We start from the raw sequence: 19,342 nt of genomic DNA, 5'->3' as shown, positions 1-19,342 counted from the left end.
GGGCTCGGCCGGATCGCCTAGGTCGACACCGACGCGGTCATCGCCACATAGTGGGGGTTCGCCATGATCCCGAGTACATTGCCGAACGGATCCAGCACCGCGGCGGTCGCGAAACCGGCGCCCTCACCGCGTTCGGTGATCGGCTCGTACTCGGTGGCGCCGAGCTCGAGCAACCGGGCGAAGGTGGCCGCGAGGTCGTCGACCTGCCAGAACACCACTCCGCCTCCGCCCGGTGCGTTGCGCGCGCCCGCCGGGGCATACGCGCGGTTGATGATTCCCAGCTCGGCCTGCAACGGCCCGAGCCGGAACTCGTAGTACCCGCCGGGAACCTCGTAATACGGCGCGATGCCGAGGAATTCGCTGTACCAGTCCTTGGCGGCGGTGAGGTCGTCGGCGTAGTAGGTGGTGGTCGCCATTCCGCGCAGCATGTCTGCTCCATTCGGTTGTCGCTTTCGGTGTGACAACGACTTTGCCAGTCAAAGTGCTCACCGAATGAGCACTTTGTTCGGCAGAATGACCGAGTATGCGAGCGGACAGATTGGTAGCCACCCTGTTGTTGATGCAGGCGCGCGGACGGGTGACGGCCGCCGAGGTCGCGGCCGAGCTCGAAGTCTCGGTGGCGACGGCCCGGCGTGACCTGGAGGCGTTGTCGGCCGCGGGCATCCCGGTCTATCCGCAATCGGGTCGCGGGGGCGGTTGGTCGCTGATCGGTGGTGCCCGCACAGACCTGTCCGGACTGACAGCGGGGGAGACCAGGGCGCTGTTCTTGCTCGCGGGTCCGGCAGCCCAGGCCGCCCCCGAACTGAAGTCGGCCCTGCGCAAACTGGTTCGCGCCCTGCCGCACACCTTCCGCGCCGACGCGGCCGCCGCCGCCGACGCTGTGGTCGTCGATCCGGCCCGGTGGGGTCGTCCCGATCCGCAAGCACCCGCGGTACTCGATACGCTGCGGCGCGCGGTGGTGGATCGCCGCCGTGTGCGCATCGAATACCTGCGCAAGGGTGAACGTACAGTCCGCACGATCGATCCGTGGGGCCTGGTGGAGAAGGAAACGATCTGGTACCTCATCGCCGGCACCGACCGCGGGCAGCGAACCTTCCGGTTGGACCGCATCGCCGAGGTGATCGCTCTCGACGAAACAGCCGATCGGCCGGTGGATTTCGATCTCCACGCGGCATGGTCTCAGATCGTCGAGCAGATGGAGGGTCGTCGCGCCGCCGTTTCCGCGACGGTTCTCGTCTCCGCCGAGCTCGCCCCCATCCTGGCCGATCAGCAGGGCCGCCACTGCACTCTGCTCGGCCCAGCCCCTGACGGTCGGGTGCGAGCACGGATCACCGCCGATACCGCGACAATGGTCGCCCGGCAGCTGGCGGGCTGGGGCGGCGACGTGGAGGTCATCGGTCCGGCCGAGGTGCGATCCGAACTGGTAGCGATCGGCACGCGATTGGTGCGCGACAACGGGTGAGCGCCTACGGCCTGTCGATGACCGAGGCCAGCGACCGGACCACCTCACCGGCCACCACCGCGTGCCCACTCGTGGTGAAGTGGATGAGATCCGCGCTCATCAACCCGGGTCGCGAGCGCAGCGGATGGTTCCAGAATTCGGTGAGCACCGCATCGAATTCGGCAGCGACGGCCCGCACCACCTCGTTGAACGCGATCATCTGTGGCCGCATGGCTCGCATCGGGGCCATCCGCTCGACCGACCACACGTCGGCCACGGTGAAAATCGACAGCTGTGCCCCGGTGGCGGCCAGCGCGGTGAGGATCGTCGACAGATTCTTGTGTACTCGATCGATGTCACCGCCTGCGGTGAACAGGTCGTTGCCGCCGCAGCTGAGATGGACGAGATCCGGTGCGAAATCCACGATCTCGGCGAGCTGCCGGTCGATGACCTGGCCGCTGGTCGCACCGATTCGCCCCGTATTGCGGTAGGTCAGTGTGGGATTCACCGAAGTGAGGTGTGCCGCGACCCGATCGGCCCAGCCGGTGGGAGCGTATCCGGGGCTGGGGTCACCCGTCCCCGCGGCGATCGAATCGCCGAGCACCGCGAAACGCTGCCATGGTGCGTTCGCGAGCAGCGCGGTGGCTTGCTCCTGTGTCAGCACCAAGGGGTCATCGGCCTCGGCGGCACAGTGTGCGGAGAGTGGCGTGCTGGAAGACATGTCGATTCCTCGGTTCAGTTGATAGAACGAGCCCGCGATGGCACGGCGAGCAGCAGGGCGACGGCGAGGTTGATGGCCGCGCACACGGCGAACAGGAGGTGGAAGCCGTGCAGCGGGTCATCGGTTGTCGCCGAGAAGATGGCCGCCAGCACGGCGATGCCGAGTGCTCCGCCCACCTGCCGGGCGGTGACGTTCATGCCGATACCCGCCGCGAACTGTTGCGGTGGCACCGAACTCGCTGCGGCGGTGCCGAACACCGTGACCACGATGCCGATCCCACCGCCGCCGAGTACGCCCGCCGGAATCCACGCCGTCCACAGCGCGGGTTCGGGCCCGAAGGCATCGGTGCTCATCCAGACCAGCGCGGCAGTCGACATCAACGCACCGAGCACGCCGACCCACCGCTGGCCGGCTGGTGTCGTCATCCGCCCGGCGACAACGGCGGTCACCATCGAGGCCACCGCGCCGACGGTCAGCGCCGCCGCCGATTCGAGGACGGAGTAGCCCCAGATCGCGTCGAGAAACAGCGGACCGGCCAGCAGCCACGCGAATATCGAGGCGCCGAACAGGAACGAACCCGCGTTCGCCATGGCGAATTGCCGATCACGCCACAGTGATACGGCGACAGCCGGGTTGGCGTGCCGACGGGAGCGAATCAGCGCGAACACCGTCAGCGCGAGACCGCCGAACAACGCGGCGAGCGTGCCGGGTGCGGTCCAACCCCAGGACTGGCCTTCGGTGACGGCCGCGACGATCGCTCCGAGCCCGATCGCGACGGCGAGCGTGCCGAGGGGATCGGGCAGTGTCGCCTCGCGGGAACCCTGGTCGCCGCCGGGCAGCCGCAGTCCCGGCACGATCAGCGCCAACGCGATCGGCACATTGATCAGAAAGACCGCGCGCCAGCCGAACGCCTCGACCAAGGCACCGCCCAGCGCCGGGCCGACCACTGCCGCGAAGCCACCGGCGGCCGACCAGGCGCCGATGGCGGCGCCGATCTTCGCTCGCGGCGTGGCCGCCAGGACCAGCCCGAGTGCCGCGGGCACCATGAAGGCCGCCGCGATGCCCTGCAGGACACGTCCGGCGATGAGCCAGTTCGCGCCGGGCGCGAGCCCGCACAGCAGGGAGGTGAGGGCGAACCCGGCCAGTGCCAGGGCGAACAGGCGGCGGCGACCCAGTGCGTCGGCGATGCTCCCGGCCGGGGTGAGCAGCGCCGCGAAGGCGATCGCGTAGCCGCTGACGATCCAGGTCAGCGCGCCGGTGGGGGTGCCGGGGTAGCTCAGCGCGATCGTCGGGAACGCGATGTTGACGACGGACAGATCGAGGAAGGCGATGAATGCCGCGCCCGAGGCGACCGCGAGGGTGCGGCGTGCGGCGCTGGTGTCGGGAGTAGCTGTGCTGAGCGGATCTTCGGGCCGAGCTGACACGTCGGTCATGCGGAGTCCTTCGGGGGAGAAATAAGAACGTACGATCGTTCGTAAATAAAAGTACGACCGATCGTTCGCCTTTGCAACCCCGCGGTGGAACAATGATGGACATGACCCAGTTGACGGAGCCGAGCGATCAGCGGTTGGCCAAGGGCGCCCGCGCGCGCGCCACCATCGCCCGGCGCGCCGCCGAACTCGCCTCCGTCGAGGGTCTCGACGGCCTCAGCATCGGGCGACTCGCCACCGACCTCGGCATCAGCAAGAGCGGTATCGCCACCCTCTTCGGCACCAAAGAGGCCCTCCAGCTCGCCGCTGTCCAAGCAGGGCGCGACATCTTCATCGAACGAGTCATCGCGCCCGGTCTGCGCGCGCCACGCGGTGGAATCCGGGTTCGCGCGATGATCGAAGGCTGGTTCGCCCACATCGAGAATCCCCCGTTCCCGGGCGGCTGCTTCCGGGTGGCCACTCTCACCGAATTCAGCAGTAAGCCCGGCCCCGTGCGCGATGCCGTCGTCGCCGACCACGACAGCTGGCTGTCCTTCCTGGCAGACGAGGTCCGCAAGGCCCAAGCCATGGGCGAACTCACCGGCACCGACGCCGATCTGCTGGTCTTCGAACTCGACGCGATCGTGAGCGCCGCCAATATCGCCCGCCAGACCGGTGATTCGGCTCGTGTCGAAGCGGCCCGCACGATCGCGGCCCGCTTGTTGTCGGACGCGCCGAGCGGAATCTAGCGGGCGCCGCTACCAGCACCGGTAGCGGTGAGAGTGAACGCGGCCGTCCGGACGACGTCGTTGTGCTGGAAATCGAGGAACAAGCGATAGGTCCCGGGGCCGGGAACCGCTGTGTGGAAGGTGATTCCGGGGCCGGAAGGCGTGATGCCGTCGCCCGGTTCGCCGCTGGGGTGGACGTGGACGTACGCGAGGTCTCCGGCGCGCAGGATGACGAGGTGGCCGAAAGCTGCCAGGTAGGGCTGCAGATCTGTCACCGGCGCGCCGTGCTGGCGCACGGTGAGCGTCAGCAGCTCGCCTTCCGTGCGCAACTCGCCGTCCACGGTCACCTCGTAGCCGTCGACCTCGGTCGCGCGGTTGACGGCCGGAACCGGTTGCGGCGCATAGTGTCCCGCGATCGCCAGATCGGCACCGAGGGTGATGGTGCGGCCGAGTGCGTGCGGTGCGATATCGGTGAACACCCGGTAGGCCCCGGCGTCGGGCAGATCCAGCTGGATCACCCAGGTGCCGTCCGCTTCCCGTCGCGGGTGGACATGCCAGAACCCGGTCAATTCGCGCCGTGCCACGATCAGGTGCAGTTCGCGATCGTGAATCGCGTCGAACTCGGTCACTGCCGACCCGTCCGGGCCGAGAATCCGGAATCGGAAGTCGATCGTGCCTGGCTCGGCGATCGTGGTGTCGAGGTCGAGGGTGTACCCGTCCTGCGTGATCTGCAGGCCCCCGGGCGAACCCGCGTCGTGCCCGGCTGCGTGTGCGTCGTGGTTGGTGTGTGCACCACTGCCGTGCTCAGCGTGGCCCTCGTGCTGCCCGCCGCCTTGCGGCGTGTGATCTCCGTGCAGGGTGTGCGCGCCGTCGCCGTGTTCTGCATGGCCGCCGTGTTCTGCGTGGGCGGGCTGGGCTGCGGTGTTGGCGTGTGTGGTGTGTCCGGCGTGGGCGTTGGTGGTCATCGTTTCGCCTCTTTCGGTTCGCTGTGCGTTGATACGAACATATACCCCTAGGGGGTATGTAGTAAAGAGAAGGGGACCTGTGAGCTGTGCCACCGGATTCTGAATCCGGTTGTATCGCGAGACGCGATACAGGCGAACTTTCAGATTGTGGCTGCGTTGATTCCGGGGGAGAGGATTGTCGCCGACGCGGGTGTAATAAGTGCGAGCCTCGCGCTCACGTCCCGGGGGAGTGGACCTGAGCCGAATTCGAGGCAGTGTCACGAGTCCCCTTGGGTCGCGCGACGAGTTGCCGGGTTCAGGGCGGCCGAGCGGCCCGGATCCTCTGGAATCAGGCGGAGAGTACGAGCGTCGTGGCGACGGAGGTGTCGTATCGAGCCCAGATCACGTCGACCAGCGCGGAGTGCGCTCCGATCACGTCGGCATGCGCCACCTCGGGCGCGGCGGCGACCAGTCGGTCGGTGAGCAACCCCGGCGCCAGGAACCACGGTGCTACGACGATGCGTTCGGCTCCGCGCGCCCGCAATCGATCCACCGCCCGCCCGATGCCGGGTTCGACTGTCGCGAAGCACATTTCAGTAGCGCAACCGGTGACTGCCGCCAGTCGCCGCGCGACCACGGCGGTCCGCCGGTTGGCCGCGGCATCGCGCGAACCGACAGCGGCGACGGCGATTCCCAGCGGAGCGTCGCTCAGCGGTCCAGCCGCACGTGTCACCGTGCTCAGGGACGCCGGACCGGACGGTGCCTCGGGCAGTGTCATCGAGGCCCGGTCGGTCGGCATCTCGGGGCGAGACGCCGACAGGATGCGACCGCCCAGGGTGTGGGGGTGGGCGGAAGCCGTCGCGGCAACGCCGACCGGCGGGTGCGATCGCGGCGAGGCAAGCGAGGGAAGGCGGCACGACAACGCGACCCGGTCGGCTACCGCGGCGATGAGCAGCGGATCGGGGCCGAGTACCGCTGCCTGGGTGAGTCGTAACCGGGGATGACGGCGAGTGGCCTCGGCCAGCAGCGCCGGGAGGTCGACCCGCGCGTGAAATGCGTTGCCCAGCAGGAGTGGAACGACGATCACATCGGTGTGGCCCTGGGCGGCGAGGTCATCGACCACCTCGTCCACCGAGGGGGTGCTGAGATCCAGAAAAGCCAGCCGGACCGGGATATCGGGCCGGGCAGCGGCTACTTCGGCGACGACGGCCGCCATGGTCGCCGCCGACCGCGGATCACGGCTGCCGTGGGCAACCGCGATCAAGGCGGGCCCGCCTCCGCCGCGCGGCACCGAAACGGCACCACGCGGCGGAGCGGGCAGGCGATACATCAGACCGAGGTACCGACTTCGACCGAGGTCAGCACGTCGCCGACCAGGCCGGCCGCGAGGGTGTTGCCACCGGCGGGGTCGATCAGCAGGAACGACCCGGTGTGCCGGTTGGTGCGGTAGTCGTCGGCCGGGATCGGCTCGGCCAAGCGCAGCGAGACGCGACCGATGTCGTTGAGCTCCAACGACTCCGGGCTGGGCTGTGCGGTGAGCGTCTGCTCGTCGAACCGCTCCACGAGCGCGCCGACGATGGCCTGGGTGGTCTTGGCGCCGTGCTTGAGCAGCAGCCGGGCGCCGGGACGCAGACCTTTGTCGCCGAGCCAGCACACGGTCGCGTCGAAGGAGTCGATCGACTCCGGCGCGTCGTGCGCCGAGGCGATGATGTCGCCGCGCGAGATGTCGACCTCGTCGGCCAGGATCAGCGTGACGCTGCGCCCGACCTGTGCGACGGCCAGTTCACCGTCCGGGGTGTCGATGCGCTCGACGGTGGTCTTCTTGCCCGAGGGCAGCACCACGATCTCGTCGCCGGGCGACACCGAACCGGCCGCGATCTGACCCGCGTAACCCCGGTAGTCGGGGTATTCGGCGGTGCGCGGACGGATCACGTACTGCACGGGGAAACGCAGACCCAGTGCGTGCGAGCCGGTCGAATCAGCGTCCACCGGAACGGATTCCAGGTGCTCGATCAGCGAGGGCCCGGTGTAGTACGGGGTGTTCTCGGAGCGGCTGGCGATATTGTCGCCGTGCAGCGCCGAGACCGGGATCTCGATCACGTCCTCGCCGGCCCAGCCCAGCTTCGAGGTGAGCTCGTTGAACTCCGCGGAGATCTGGGCGAACACCTCGGCCGGGTTGTCGACGAGGTCGATCTTGTTCACCGCGAGCACCAGACGCGGCACACCGAGCAGCGCGAGCACCGCGGCGTGGCGCCGGGTCTGCTCGATGACACCCTTGCGAGCGTCGGTGAGCAGGATCACCAGCTGCGCGGTGGACGCGCCCGACACTGTGTTGCGCGTGTACTGCACGTGCCCGGGCGTATCGGCCAGCACGAAAGATCGCTTGGGCGTGGCGAAGTAGCGGTACGCCACGTCGATGGTGATGCCCTGCTCGCGCTCGGCGCGCAAGCCGTCGACGAGCAGCGACAGGTCCGGCGTGGACAGTCCGCGGTCGACCGAGGCGCGGGTGACCGCGTCGATCTGATCGGCCAGCACGGACTTCGTGTCGTAGAGCAACCGTCCGACCAGCGTGGACTTACCGTCGTCGACAGAACCGGCGGTGGCCAGCCTCAATAGGTCGGACATCAGAAATAACCCTCTCGCTTGCGGTCTTCCATGGCGGCTTCGGACACACGGTCGTCGCCGCGAGTAGCACCGCGTTCGGTCAGTCGGGACGCCGCGACCTCGGCCAGAATGGCCTGGTTGTCGGCGGCGTCGGAGATGATGGCGCCGGTGGTGGAACCGTCGCCGACGGTGCGGTAGCGCACCGAACGGGTCTCGAGGACCTCGTTCTCGTTCGGGCCGCCCCACACGCCGGGCGTCATCCACATGCCGTCGCGGGAGTACACCGGACGCTCGTGCGCGTAGTAGATCGACGCCAGGTCGATGTCCTCGCGGGCGATGTAGCGCCAGATATCGAGCTCGGTCCAGTTGCTCAGCGGGAACACCCGCACGTGCTCACCCGGCGCGTGCTTGCCGTTGTAGAGATTCCACAGCTCGGGGCGCTGACGCTTCGGATCCCACTGCCCGAAGGCGTTGCGCAGCGAGAAGATCCGCTCCTTGGCGCGCGAGCGCTCCTCGTCGCGACGGCCGCCGCCGAAGACCGCGTCGAAGCGGTGCTCGGTGATGGCGTCGAGCAGCGGCACAGTCTGCAGCGGGTTGCGGATGCCGTCGGGACGCTCGGTCAGGCGACCGTCGGCCAGGTACTCCTCGACCGAAGCCACGTGCAGCCGAAGGCCGTAGCGCTCGACCACCTTGTCGCGGAACTCGAGCACCTCGTCGAGGTTGTGGCCGGTGTCCACGTGCAGCAGCGTGAACGGCAGCGGCGCGGGCCAGAAGGCCTTGAGCGCCAGGTGCAGCAGGACGGTGGAGTCCTTGCCGCCGGAGAACAGGATCACGGGGCGCTCGAATTCGCCCGCGACCTCACGGAAGATGTGGATCGCCTCGGATTCCAGCGCCGCGAGGGTGTCGAACTCGGTCAGGCCGAGTTCGCGTTCGGTGGTGTTGGTACTCACAGGCTCACTCCCAGTGGTGGTGATGGTCATGATTGGTGCAATCCGCATTCGGTCTTGGCGATACCGGCCCAGCGGCCGCTGCGCGGATCGGACCCCGGCTCGGGCTTGCGCGTGCACGGCGCGCAGCCGATGGACGGGTAACCCTCCTCCACCAGGGGATTGACGAGAATGCCGTTGGCCTCGATGTAGGCCTGCATCTCGTCGTCGGACCACGGTGCGATCGGGTTGATCTTCACCAGGCCGAAGGCTTCGTCGAACGAGATCAGCGGCGCGTTGGCGCGGGTGGGCGCCTCGACGCGGCGGATGCCGGTGATCCACGCGTTGTAGCCGCTCAGCGACTTCTTCAGCGGGACCACCTTGCGCAGCCGGCAGCATTCGGCGGCGTCGCGGGCGAACAGATCCTTGCCCAGCAGTGCGTCCTGCTCGGCGACACTGGCCTCGGGCGCCACGTTGACCACGTGCACGCCGTACACGGCCTCGACCGCGTCGCGGGTGCCGATGGTCTCGGCGAAGTGGTAGCCGGTGTCCAGGAAGAGAACGTCCACACCGGGACGGGTCTGCGCGGCCAGATGGACCAGCACGCCGTCCTGCATGTTCGAGGCGACGATGTAGCCGTTCCCGAAGTTGCGGTCGGTCCAGGCGATCAGGTCGGCGGGCGAGGCATCGGGGCCCAGCTCGGCCGCACCCTGCTCGGCGAGCGCACGCAGTTCTTCTTCGGACAGTTTTGCCGCGAGATTCGTTGTCACAGTGGGGATCTCCTCATCGACTATCGGAGGTCGGCCTCGTCGGCGCGCACAGCCCACACCGCGAAGCGTTCCCCGGATTCCCGGTTCTTGACGAAGTTGCGGACGACGCGATCGATGTAGTCACCGAGCTCGACGCTGGTCACCTTGTGCTGACGCAACTTCCGGCCGAACGCGCTGTCCAGGCCGAGGCTGCCACCGAGATGAACCTGGAAACCCTCCACCTGATTCCCGGTGCCGTCGTCGACGAGCTGGCCCTTGAAGCCGATATCGGCGATCTGGGACCGGCCGCACGAGTTCGGGCAGCCGTTGATGTTGATGGTGATCGGCACGTCGAGTTCGGCGTTGATGTCGGCGAGGCGCTGCTCGAGTTCCGGTGCCAGCACCTGCGAACGCTTGCGGGTCTCGACGAAGGAGAGCTTGCAGAACTCGATACCGCTGCACGCCAGCAGGTTCCGGCGCCACACCGACGGGCGGGCCTGCAGGCCGAGCGGTTCGAGCTCGTCGATCAGCGCGTCGACCTGGTCGTCGGCGATGTCGAGGACGATCAGCTTCTGGTACGGGGTGAAGCGGATGCGATCCGAGCCGTACTTCTCGGCGGCGTCGGCGACCTTGCTCAGGATGGTGCCCGAGACGCGACCGGCGATGGGGGAGAAGCCGACGGAGTTCAGGCCGTTGCGCAGCTTCTGCACACCGACGTGGTCGATCGGCTTGGCCGGCTGCGCGGGCGCGGGACCGTCGATGAGCTTGCGCTTCAGGTATTCGTCCTCGAGCACCTGACGGAACTTCTCGATGCCCCAGTCCTTGATCAGGAACTTCAGGCGGGCCTTGGTGCGCAGGCGGCGGTAGCCGTAGTCGCGGTAGAGCGAGACGACCGCTTCCCACACATCGGGCACCTCTTCGAGTGGCACGAAAGCGCCGACGCGCTGAGCCAGCATCGGGTTGGTGGACAGGCCGCCGCCGACCCAGAGATCGAGGCCGGGGCCGTGCTCGGGGTGGTTCACGCCGACGAAGGCGATGTCGTTGATCTCGTGCACCACGTCCTGCTGGCCCGAGATCGCGGTCTTGAACTTGCGGGGAAGGTTCGAGTACTCCTTCTTCCCGATGTAGCGCTTGACGATCTCGTCGATCGCCCAGGTGGGGTCGATGATCTCGTCGAGCGACTCACCGGCGAGCGGCGAACCGAGCACCACACGCGGGCAGTCGCCGCACGCCTCGGTGGTGTGCAGACCGACCGACTCGAGCCGGCGCCAGATCTCCGGGACGTTCTCGACCTCGATCCAGTGGTACTGGACGTTCTCGCGGTCGGACAGGTCGGCGGTGTCGCGGCCGAACTCGGTGGAGATCTGGCCGACCGTGCGCAGCTGGGCGGCGGAGAGCGCACCGGCGTCGCACCGCACCCGCATCATGAAGTACTTGGCTTCGAGCAGGTCGATGTTGTCGTCGTCGGTGAAGGTGCCGTCGTAGCCCTCTTCGCGCTGGGTGTAGAGACCCCACCAGCGGAAACGGCCACGCAGGTCGGCCTTGTCGATCGAGTCGAAGCCGCCCTTGGCGTAGATGTTCTCGATGCGCGAACGCACGTTGAGCGGGTTGTCGTCCTTCTTGGACTGCTCGTTCGGGTTCAGCGGCTCGCGGTAGCCGAGGGCCCACTGGCCTTCGGACCGGCGGCGGACCGGCTTGCCGGTGCGGGCGCGGGGCGCGACCGGGGCATCGGTGCTCGGGCGGGCCGGGCGCTGGGCAGCTGAACGCTCAGTGCGGGCCTGCGCCGTCGACTGTTCGGTCGAACCGGCGTCGGTGCTCGACGTCATGGTGGGGTCGCTCCTGCGGGGTGGTGGGACATCCGTGCTGAAGGCGCGAGGGGCTGGCTCGCGTCAGGCGGTCAGCGGGCCGATGAAGTCGAAGGCACCGGGGGATACCCGTGCGTGGACGCCGCTGCGCTACCGGTGGAAACCGGGCCGACAGCAGGCGCTACAGACACGCTGGAAGTCGACGTGGCGACGGGCCACGAGTCGTACTCCAGTTGCGTGCATGTGCCTATTGTGCCATGTCAGCCCGGTCGTTCCGACCGCAAGGAGATATTTCCCGCACTTTAGGGGGAAATTCCCTGGACGACCGTCCTGTTCTGTGACGGGGGTCATAGCTCACCGCCCGGAACCGACCTGTGATGCACCCGCGGGCCATGTGTGCGGTGCCGCACAGCGTGGTTGACCTGGATCGCACTCGAGGTTGCACAGTAGTGCCATGAGCAATGACGCCACCGTCGCCGGTCAGACCCCCGCCGATCTCGACACCGAGCTCGCGGCCATCCGCGCCGTCGTCGACTCCATCGCGCACGCCCAAGCCAACGAACTGGCCGAGGAGTTCATTGCCGTCTTCCGGGAGGATGCGATCTGGACCACCGGTCACGGCAAACGTCTCTTCGGGCGCCCGGCCATCGCCGAGTTCACGGCACAGGTGCTGCCAGGGGCCACGACGCACGGCACCGCCACCTACGAGGTCGAGCACGTGTTGTTCCTGCGGCCGGATGTCGCCGCCGTCAAGATCCGCCAGAGCTACTTCACGCTCGACGGCGAGCTGTCCGGTCAGGGCACGCCGATGTACGTGATGACCAAGGAGGACGGCGCCTGGGTGCTCACCGCCAACCAGAACACGCCCGTCGTGACGGACTGACGTGCGAGGGGCCGGGCGGGGCGCGCTACCAGCGCCCGGCAGACTGGAGGGGTGATTACCAGCGCTGCTTCCGGGGCTCCCGGCGTGACACCGGCCGACGCCGAGCGGCCGGTGCTGCGCGATTTCGGAAGCGGCGCGTTCGGGGTGTACGTGCACGTGCCCTTCTGCGCCACGCGCTGCGGATACTGCGACTTCAACACCTATACGGCGGGGGAGCTGGGTACTTCGGCGTCGCCGCAGTCGTGGCTGGAGGCGTTGCGCGGCGAGCTCGCGACCGCCGCGGCCGAGTTCGGTGCCCTGCCGAGCGCGACGCCCGCGGTGTCGACGATCTTCGTCGGCGGCGGGACGCCGTCGCTGCTCGGTGGTGACGGGCTGGCGTCGGTACTCGACGCCGTGCGGGCGAACTTCACCCTGGCCGCCGACGCCGAGGTGACCACCGAATCCAACCCGGAATCCACCTCGCCGGAGTTCTTCGAGCGCCTCCGCGCGGCCGGCTACACCCGGATCTCGCTCGGCATGCAGTCCGCCGCACAGCACGTACTGAAGGTGCTCGACCGCACGCACACGCCGGGCCGGGCGGTCGCCGCGGCGAAGGAGGCGCGCGCGGCCGGGTTCGATCACGTGAACCTCGATCTGATCTACGGCACCCCGGGCGAGACCGATGCCGATCTGGACCTGAGTCTGGACGCGGTGCTGGCCGCCGGTGTCGATCATGTCTCCGCCTACTCCCTGATCGTCGAGGACGGCACCGCGCTGGCACGCAAGGTCCGCCGTGGTGAACTGCCCGCACCCGACGACGATGTCCTCGCCGCCCGCTACGAACGCATCGATGCTCGCCTCGCCGACGCCGGTCTGACGTGGTACGAGGTCTCCAACTGGGCCGCGAACGACGCCGCCCGCTGTCAGCACAATCTGGGCTACTGGGACGGTGGCGACTGGCTCGGCGCAGGTCCCGGTGCGCACAGCCACGTAGGCGGCGTTCGCTGGTGGAACGTCAAACACCCGGCTCGCTACGCCGACCGCGTCGCCCTCGGCGGTCTCCCGGCCGCCGGCTGGGAGGCGCTCACCGACGACGAGCGCTACACCGAGCACCTCATGCTCACCGTCCGCCTCCGCACCGGCCTGCCTCTCGCGGATCTAGCCCCCTCGGCACACTCGGCCCTCGACCGCGTCCTGGCCGACGGCCTGGCCCGCGTCACCGGCGACAACCTGGTCCTCACCGACCGGGGCCGGCTCCTCGCCGACGGCATCGTCCGAGATCTCCTCACCTGACCGCTGAAGGGCACGCGGGAGGCTTTCTCGGCTGATCAGTGGTGGGGTGCGAAGGGCCGGCTGAACGAGTCGGAGAATCGCGCGAGCGGTGATGTCATCGTGATCTGAATTTCGAGATTTCTCAGGCTCGGGATCGGATCCAGAGATTGCCCGGTCATGCTGGTGTAATCCACCAATGCACACCTGATGGCAGGCCCGGAGCAGTGGGGTGCTCTAAGGGTATGTTCGGTGGGTTCGGGGTGGAAGATAACGATTAGGGGCGTAGGCTTCGGCTCGATCCTAGGGAGTTATATGTCCACCGAACGGCACATCACCCTCGTCCACGAGCAGAGCGAATTCGCTGAAGCGCGCTCCGCTGAGAAGGCGGAGAACGCTCGTCAATGCGCGGTCGCCGCGCGGACGGTCGCTTCGCACTCGAACGACGCCGAAGATTGCACGTCGCTGCTGGCGATGTTGGGTCTCGACGCCCTCGCGGGCAAGCAGGTCGGCGCCCCCGACTCCGCCGCTCGCTGCGGCGCTGCTGCCCGAGTCTGATCCGGCACCGGCCGCCCGGCTCGGGCGGCCACTGCCGACGCCTTCGTCGACTCGCTGACATCACCGTCAGCCCCGAGTCGCCGTAGGGCGCTGCTCGACCGGCGAGAAGTCGTCGCCACCGCCGATCACCCCACCGGCTATCGCCGGTCGTGGCTCACCGAGTAGTTCCGCGGTGTTCGCGAGCGTGATCAAGTACTCCGGTAGTCCGCGCACGGCGTCGATGCCCGGCGCCGGCGGTGCCCCGCCGCAAGAGAAGTAGCGATCGACCGACCTGGTTGTGGCATGCGTCGACGGCGGATCGGCGCCGATGGCCGGGCCTGTCGATCCGGGAACGCTGTGCCCGCCACCCGGCCTCGGCACGTCATGCCGACCGGGCGGTCGGTATCTCGGCGCGCTGCCCCCTGTTCGGTCACCGCCTGCGCTCGTGCTGACGCCCGGCCCCATACGCCCAGCCGCTGAGCCGCCAGCGGGGCTGCGGCCTGCCGAAACGACCGCGTGGTCGACAGTCGTCGCGGAAGTTCCCGCGGGCGCTGTGAGCAGCCCTGCGGCAGGATTCGTCAACGCAGCCGTACTGCTCGCCGGTGCCGCGCCGGTGCCGCTCGCCGACGCCGAGGTCACCGCCGTCGCGCTGTCTGAGCGTGCCGCCCGGTCATCGGATTCCACCGCTCTGCCATCGAGCAGGTCCGAACCCTCGATTGGCACTCCTGTCCGGCCACCCTCGCGCCGCATCTTCTCCGAGTCGCCGATCACCCCGTGTAGAGCCGAGCTCTCCCCAGACGCATCCCGCCCGCCACCTGCGGAAACCTCGACCGGCGACAGCGCGCCTCGCTCGCCTGACGATTGCCCCGCGGTGCCGATCAGCGCTTGCCGGTCGTTCGACTCGCCGGAGTCGGACGACCCGAGCGGCATGGGCAGCACCGGAATACGAGCGACCAACTCCGCGAACGGCAACACATACCGCTGCCGCATCGCCGCTCGCGCATCCTCCTCCGCAGCCGAAGCCGCACCGTGCGCCGATGCGGAGCCCATGTCGTGTACCGCCCCACTCGCCGACCACGCCGCGGCACCGGTTCCCTCGACGACCGGCGACCCGACCGCGTACTTGGTCGCCACGATCGCCTCGGCGGCCGCTCGAACCACCCCCGGCAACGCCTCCAGCGCGACAGTCAGATCGTGCGCCCGCGCGACATAGCCTTCGACCGCGAATCCGGCCGCGGCGGCGGCCATGCCCGACCACGCCGACACCAGCGACCCGTTCACCGCGTGCCGGAATGCGCGAAGACTGTCGTCCCACGACCGCGCGATCTGCTCGAACCTGTCCGCTTGCGCCAACGCGCCGGTCACCTCGAGCGCCCCGAACGCCGCGACGATCTCCCGATGTCGCCAAGAATGTGTGTTCTCTGCGCCGCCGGAAACACCCGATTCCGTGGCCTCGTTCGAATAGTTCGGATATGTGTTCTCGCCGTGAATACCGCTCGGCTCGCGCCCCATCACGCTGACTCCGAGGAAATATGTTGTCCCGCAGAGGTTTCCGACAATCGAAGTCGATCAGCCCACTCTTCGTCAGCCGCCACCATCAGATCGCGCGCGGCCGCGAAAGATTGCCGAATGCCGTCCACGATCTGTGAATGCGCATCCAAGACGGCAGCGACGCTGTTCTCGTTCGCCCCCGCCACGGCACGCAATCGCGCGACCAATGTGTGACCGGATATCAACCGCGTTTCGCCCTCGCCCAGCCCCCAGTGCTCCTGATCGCCGATTTCCACGGCGAGCGCCCGAATCCGCGCGATCGCCCGCAGGAATTCCGCACACGCACTGTCGACCCGGGCGAACTCCGCGGGCCGCACCGCGACCGCGCCCGACCCGACTTGCCCCGCTTCGCCGACCCCACCCGGATACCCCACAGTTCCCTCCCCGTGCGCACTGATGACAGCTGAAAATAGCTGGTAGACCCCCTGATTCAGTCCCGAAACTACGCCCGGAGCCCGAGCCCGGCAAGCCCCGGAACCGCAACTGTGGACAACTCGGCCCTGTGGATAACTCGCCGTCGGGCTCGACTGAGCCGACAGCCCGAACACCGCCCCCGGAGCCGGATATCCCCCGCGTGACAGTTCGATGCCGGACAGCCGTGCGATCCAGGGATCGGCAACAAGACAATTAGACTGGACAACAAGACGCTGCGAGCGTCGGCGTGCGACCCTGTGCGAACGCAGCACGGGTAGGCGTGACGAACCAGGCACGAGCGAGGAGGTGGGGTCGATGGCGTCGAGTACAGAGGATCGACGTTTCGAGGTCCTGCGAGCGATCGTCGCGGACTACGTCGCCACCAAGGAACCGATCGGCTCCAAGTCCCTCGTGGAACGGCACAACCTCGGCGTTTCCAGTGCCACCATCCGCAACGACATGGCGGTGCTCGAGGCCGAGGGCTACATCACCCAGCCGCACACGAGTTCGGGCCGCATTCCCACCGACAAGGGCTACCGCGAGTTCGTCGACCGGATCGCCGAGGTGAAACCGCTCTCGGGCGCCGAACGCCGGGCGATCATGGAATTCCTCGAATCCGGCGTCGATCTCGACGATGTCCTGCGCCGCGGGGTGCGCCTGCTGGCCCAGCTCACCCGTCAGGTCGCCGTGGTGCAGTACCCCACCGTCTCGGCGTCGATCGTGCGCCACATCGAGGTCGTCGCACTCAACCCGGCCCGGCTCCTGCTCGTGGTGATCACCGACACCGGCCGCGTCGACCAGCGCATCGTCGACCTGGGCGCGGTGATCTCCGACGAGGACCTGGCCGCCGTGCGCGGCCTGCTGGGCGGGGCCATGGACGGCAAGCTGCTGTCGGTGGCCAGTGCGTCGGTAGCCGGTGTGCCCGAACGCGCACCGGCCAAGATCCGCGACGTGCTGGTCCGGGTCTCGACCGTCCTGGTGGAGACGCTGGTCGAGCACCCCGAAGAACGCCTGGTCCTGGGCGGTACGGCCAATCTCACCCGCAATGTCGCCGATTTCGGGTTCCCGGGTTCCCTGCGCACCGTGCTGGAAGCCCTGGAAGAACAGGTCATCGTGCTCAAACTGCTCGCCGCCGCGCAGCAGCCGGGCCAGGTGATGGTGCAGATCGGCGAGGAGACCCAGGTCGAGCAGATGCGCGGTACCTCCGTCGTCTCCACCGGCTACGGTGCGGCAGGCGCCGTGCTGGGCGGTATGGGTGTGCTCGGCCCGACCCGCATGGACTACCCCGGCACCATGGCGTCGGTCGCGACGGTCGCCCGCTACATCGGCGAGGTGCTCGCCGAAAGGTGAAGCCAGCTCGGGAACCACGGCAACCGGACTGTTAAGGTCGATACTTCGGCCGGTAAAGTTGAGTGGATTCGACTAAAGGATGCGCCCGGCGCTCGGCCGGCCCACACCGACCAAGGACTAGAGAACTCACGTGGCACGGGATTACTACGGACTGCTCGGCGTCGGCAAGAACGCCACCGACCAGGAGCTCAAGCGCGCTTACCGCAAGCTCGCCCGCGAACTGCACCCCGATGTGAACCCGGACGAGGGCGCGCAGGCCCGCTTCAAGGAAGTCTCCACCGCCTACGAGGTGCTGACCGACCCCGAGAAGCGCCGGATCGTCGACCTCGGCGGTGACCCGCTCGAAAACGGCGGCGGCGGAGCAGGATTCAACGGTGCGGGCTTCGGCGGCCTCGGTGACGTCTTCGAGGCGTTCTTCGGCGGGATGAGCGGCCAGGGCGGTGGCCAGCGCAAGCCGCGCGGGCGCGTGCAGCCCGGCGCCGACTCGCTGATCCGCACCCGGCTGAGCCTGGCCGAATGCGCGGTGGGCGTCACCAAGCATCTGACCGTCGACACCGCGATCCTCTGCGATGTCTGCGTGGGCTCGGGCACCAACGGCAACTCCAAGCCGGTGCGCTGCGAGACCTGTGACGGCGCGGGCGAGGTGCAGTCGGTGCAGCGCTCGTTCCTCGGTCAGGTGCTCACCTCGCGTCCCTGCCCCACCTGCCGCGGCGCGGGCGAGACCATCCCCGACCCCTGCAACAAGTGCGGTGGCGACGGACGGGTGCGCGCCCGGCGCGAGATCGCCGCGCCCATCCCGGCCGGTGTCGCCAGCGGTATGCGGGTTCGCCTGGCGGCCCAAGGTGAGGTCGGCCCCGGCGGCGGCCATGCCGGTGACCTCTACGTCGAGGTCGTCGAGCAGCCCCACGACACCTTCGTGCGCGACGGTGACGACCTGCACTGCACCGTCCGGGTACCGATGGTCGACGCGATTCTCGGGACCACCGTGGTCGTCGACACCATCCTCGACGGCCCCACCGAACTCACCATCGCGGCGGGCACCCAGCCCGGCGAGGTCATCCAGTTGCGGGCGCACGGCATGCCGCGGCTGCGCTCGGGTGCGCGCGGCGACCTGCTCGCCCACCTCGACATCGTCGTGCCGAACAAGCTCGACGGCAGGCAGACCGATCTGCTGCGCAAGTTCAAGGGCATGCGGGACAAGGATCGCGCCGAAGTGATGTCGACCCAGTCCGAGCACAACAGCGGTCTGTTCGCCCGGCTGCGCGCGTCGTTCAGCGGGCGCTGAGCCCGTGGCCGCGACGGTCTTCTACCTCGACGAGGTCCCCGAGCCGGGCGCGGTCGCGGTGCTGGACGGCCCGGAGGGCCGCCATGCCGCGACCGTGCGCCGGATCAAGGTCGGCGAACCGATCACCCTGTCCGATGGGCACGGTGTGCTGGCCGGCTCGGAAGTCGTTGCGGCCCAGAAGGACCGGCTCGAACTGGCGGTCCGTGACCGCCGGATCGCCGCGCCGCCCACCCCGGCGGTGACCGTGGTGCAGGCGCTGCCCAAGTCGGACCGCTCCGAGCTGGCGGTCGAATTGATGACCGAGGCAGGCGCGGACCTGATCGTCCCGTGGCAGGCCGCGCGCTGCGTCGCGAACTGGGAAGCCAAGGCCGCCAAGGGCATCGAGAAGTGGCGTGCGGCGGCGAAGTCCGCGGCCCGGCAATCCCGGCGCGCCTACATCCCCGAGATCGCCGGCCTGCACCGCACCCGCGACCTGGTGGAACTGGTGCGAAAAGCCAAGGCGGACGGCGCGATCGTCGCGGCCCTGCACGAATCCGGCGCGAGTAAATTCACCGAACTCCCGCTGGCCGAGGCGAGCGAAGTGGTGCTGATCGTCGGCCCCGAGGGCGGCCTCGACGACGCCGAGCTGGCCGCGCTGGCGGAGGCCGGAGCCGACATCGTGCTCCTCGGCCCGACCGTCTTGCGCACCTCCACCGCGGCGGCCGTCGCGCTCGGTGCGCTGGGGGCGTTGACCGCACGCTGGTGACA

Annotated in this window: 19 protein-coding genes; 8 read left to right on the top strand and 11 right to left on the bottom strand. The window is 68.5% G+C overall.

Features of this window, described 5'->3' with window-relative positions:
- Window positions 1–17: 17 nt before the first annotated feature.
- A complete protein-coding gene (locus tag ACFWFP_RS26825) occupies window positions 18–428 on the bottom strand; it encodes a VOC family protein (RefSeq protein ID WP_379224995.1) in 411 nt (136 codons plus the stop codon).
- A gap of 95 nt (window positions 429–523) precedes the next feature.
- On the opposite strand from ACFWFP_RS26825, the gene ACFWFP_RS26820 reads away from it, so the two are divergent.
- Window positions 524–1,462 (top strand): helix-turn-helix transcriptional regulator, encoded by a 939-nt coding sequence (locus ACFWFP_RS26820; RefSeq protein WP_379299472.1) that lies wholly within the window; start codon window positions 524–526, stop codon window positions 1,460–1,462.
- A 4-nt stretch (window positions 1,463–1,466) separates the two neighbouring features.
- Here the strand turns inward: ACFWFP_RS26820 and ACFWFP_RS26815 are convergent, their stop codons facing one another.
- Both ACFWFP_RS26815 and ACFWFP_RS26810 read right to left on the bottom strand, forming a co-directional pair.
- The gene (locus ACFWFP_RS26815; protein WP_379299470.1) at window positions 1,467–2,162 is read right to left on the bottom strand and encodes an SGNH/GDSL hydrolase family protein; all 696 of its coding nucleotides are present in this window, start codon (window positions 2,160–2,162) and stop codon (window positions 1,467–1,469) included.
- A gap of 14 nt (window positions 2,163–2,176) precedes the next feature.
- Window positions 2,177–3,595, bottom strand: a complete 1,419-nt coding sequence (locus ACFWFP_RS26810) for an MFS transporter (RefSeq protein ID WP_379299468.1) — start codon at window positions 3,593–3,595, stop codon at window positions 2,177–2,179.
- 101 nt (window positions 3,596–3,696) lie between these two features.
- Here ACFWFP_RS26810 and ACFWFP_RS26805 point away from each other — a divergent pair, with 101 nt between their 5' ends.
- Window positions 3,697–4,320 carry a TetR/AcrR family transcriptional regulator gene (locus ACFWFP_RS26805; RefSeq protein ID WP_379299466.1) on the top strand — a complete coding sequence of 208 codons (624 nt, stop codon included), beginning with the start codon at window positions 3,697–3,699 and terminating at the stop codon, window positions 4,318–4,320.
- Here the strand turns inward: ACFWFP_RS26805 and ACFWFP_RS26800 are convergent.
- The 6 genes from ACFWFP_RS26800 to ACFWFP_RS26775 all read right to left on the bottom strand — a co-directional run bounded on the left by ACFWFP_RS26800 (window position 4,317) and on the right by ACFWFP_RS26775 (window position 11,348).
- On the bottom strand, window positions 4,317–5,264 hold the full coding sequence (locus ACFWFP_RS26800) for a hypothetical protein (protein WP_379299465.1): 948 nt from the start codon (window positions 5,262–5,264) through the stop codon (window positions 4,317–4,319). The two genes, ACFWFP_RS26805 and ACFWFP_RS26800, sit on opposite strands and share 4 nt — an antisense overlap.
- Window positions 5,265–5,592: 328 nt before the next feature.
- Window positions 5,593–6,573 carry a sirohydrochlorin chelatase gene (locus ACFWFP_RS26795; RefSeq protein WP_379299463.1) on the bottom strand — a complete coding sequence of 327 codons (981 nt, stop codon included), beginning with the start codon at window positions 6,571–6,573 and terminating at the stop codon, window positions 5,593–5,595.
- The gene (locus ACFWFP_RS26790; protein WP_379299461.1) at window positions 6,573–7,868 is read right to left on the bottom strand and encodes a sulfate adenylyltransferase subunit 1; all 1,296 of its coding nucleotides are present in this window, start codon (window positions 7,866–7,868) and stop codon (window positions 6,573–6,575) included. The genes ACFWFP_RS26795 and ACFWFP_RS26790 overlap by 1 nt, the downstream gene beginning before the upstream one ends.
- Complete coding sequence (gene cysD, locus ACFWFP_RS26785) at window positions 7,868–8,845, bottom strand: sulfate adenylyltransferase subunit CysD (protein ID WP_266298608.1); 978 nt, start codon at window positions 8,843–8,845, stop codon at window positions 7,868–7,870. Before cysD ends, ACFWFP_RS26790 begins: the two co-directional genes overlap by 1 nt.
- Window positions 8,824–9,543, bottom strand: coding sequence for a phosphoadenylyl-sulfate reductase (locus ACFWFP_RS26780; protein WP_379299458.1), 720 nt, complete (start codon window positions 9,541–9,543; stop codon window positions 8,824–8,826). Before ACFWFP_RS26780 ends, cysD begins: the two co-directional genes overlap by 22 nt.
- 20 nt (window positions 9,544–9,563) lie before the next feature.
- Complete coding sequence (locus ACFWFP_RS26775; protein ID WP_379299456.1) at window positions 9,564–11,348, bottom strand: nitrite/sulfite reductase; 1,785 nt, start codon at window positions 11,346–11,348, stop codon at window positions 9,564–9,566.
- A gap of 433 nt (window positions 11,349–11,781) precedes the next feature.
- On the opposite strand from ACFWFP_RS26775, the gene ACFWFP_RS26770 reads away from it, so the two are divergent.
- From ACFWFP_RS26770 to ACFWFP_RS26760, 3 genes are all read left to right on the top strand, one after another.
- Window positions 11,782–12,210: an SgcJ/EcaC family oxidoreductase gene (locus ACFWFP_RS26770; RefSeq protein ID WP_379299454.1), complete on the top strand. Its 429-nt coding sequence runs from the start codon at window positions 11,782–11,784 to the stop codon at window positions 12,208–12,210.
- Window positions 12,211–12,264: 54 nt separating this feature from the next.
- On the top strand, window positions 12,265–13,482 hold the full coding sequence (gene hemW / locus ACFWFP_RS26765) for a radical SAM family heme chaperone HemW (protein ID WP_379299567.1): 1,218 nt from the start codon (window positions 12,265–12,267) through the stop codon (window positions 13,480–13,482).
- Window positions 13,483–13,773: 291 nt separating this feature from the next.
- The gene (locus ACFWFP_RS26760; RefSeq protein WP_067456243.1) at window positions 13,774–14,016 is read left to right on the top strand and encodes a hypothetical protein; all 243 of its coding nucleotides are present in this window, start codon (window positions 13,774–13,776) and stop codon (window positions 14,014–14,016) included.
- 66 nt (window positions 14,017–14,082) lie between these two features.
- Here the strand turns inward: ACFWFP_RS26760 and ACFWFP_RS26755 are convergent, their stop codons facing one another.
- Window positions 14,083–15,507 (bottom strand): hypothetical protein, encoded by a 1,425-nt coding sequence (locus ACFWFP_RS26755; RefSeq protein WP_379299453.1) that lies wholly within the window; start codon window positions 15,505–15,507, stop codon window positions 14,083–14,085.
- Window positions 15,507–15,863 carry a hypothetical protein gene (locus ACFWFP_RS26750; protein WP_379299451.1) on the bottom strand — a complete coding sequence of 119 codons (357 nt, stop codon included), beginning with the start codon at window positions 15,861–15,863 and terminating at the stop codon, window positions 15,507–15,509. The genes ACFWFP_RS26755 and ACFWFP_RS26750 overlap by 1 nt, the downstream gene beginning before the upstream one ends.
- 412 nt (window positions 15,864–16,275) lie before the next feature.
- On the opposite strand from ACFWFP_RS26750, the gene hrcA reads away from it, so the two are divergent.
- The 3 genes from hrcA to ACFWFP_RS26735 all read left to right on the top strand — a co-directional run bounded on the left by hrcA (window position 16,276) and on the right by ACFWFP_RS26735 (window position 19,340).
- Window positions 16,276–17,310: a heat-inducible transcriptional repressor HrcA gene (gene hrcA, locus ACFWFP_RS26745; RefSeq protein ID WP_101463915.1), complete on the top strand. Its 1,035-nt coding sequence runs from the start codon at window positions 16,276–16,278 to the stop codon at window positions 17,308–17,310.
- 130 nt (window positions 17,311–17,440) lie between these two features.
- On the top strand, window positions 17,441–18,595 hold the full coding sequence (gene dnaJ, locus ACFWFP_RS26740; protein ID WP_378637506.1) for a molecular chaperone DnaJ: 1,155 nt from the start codon (window positions 17,441–17,443) through the stop codon (window positions 18,593–18,595).
- Between the two features lie 4 nt (window positions 18,596–18,599).
- On the top strand, window positions 18,600–19,340 hold the full coding sequence (locus ACFWFP_RS26735; protein WP_379299449.1) for a 16S rRNA (uracil(1498)-N(3))-methyltransferase: 741 nt from the start codon (window positions 18,600–18,602) through the stop codon (window positions 19,338–19,340).
- The last annotated feature ends 2 nt before the right edge of the window (window positions 19,341–19,342 follow it).

The organism is Nocardia sp. NPDC060249, from assembly GCF_042728755.1.
Taxonomy (GTDB): domain Bacteria; phylum Actinomycetota; class Actinomycetes; order Mycobacteriales; family Mycobacteriaceae; genus Nocardia.
This window is presented reverse-complemented; position numbering and strand designations above follow the sequence as displayed.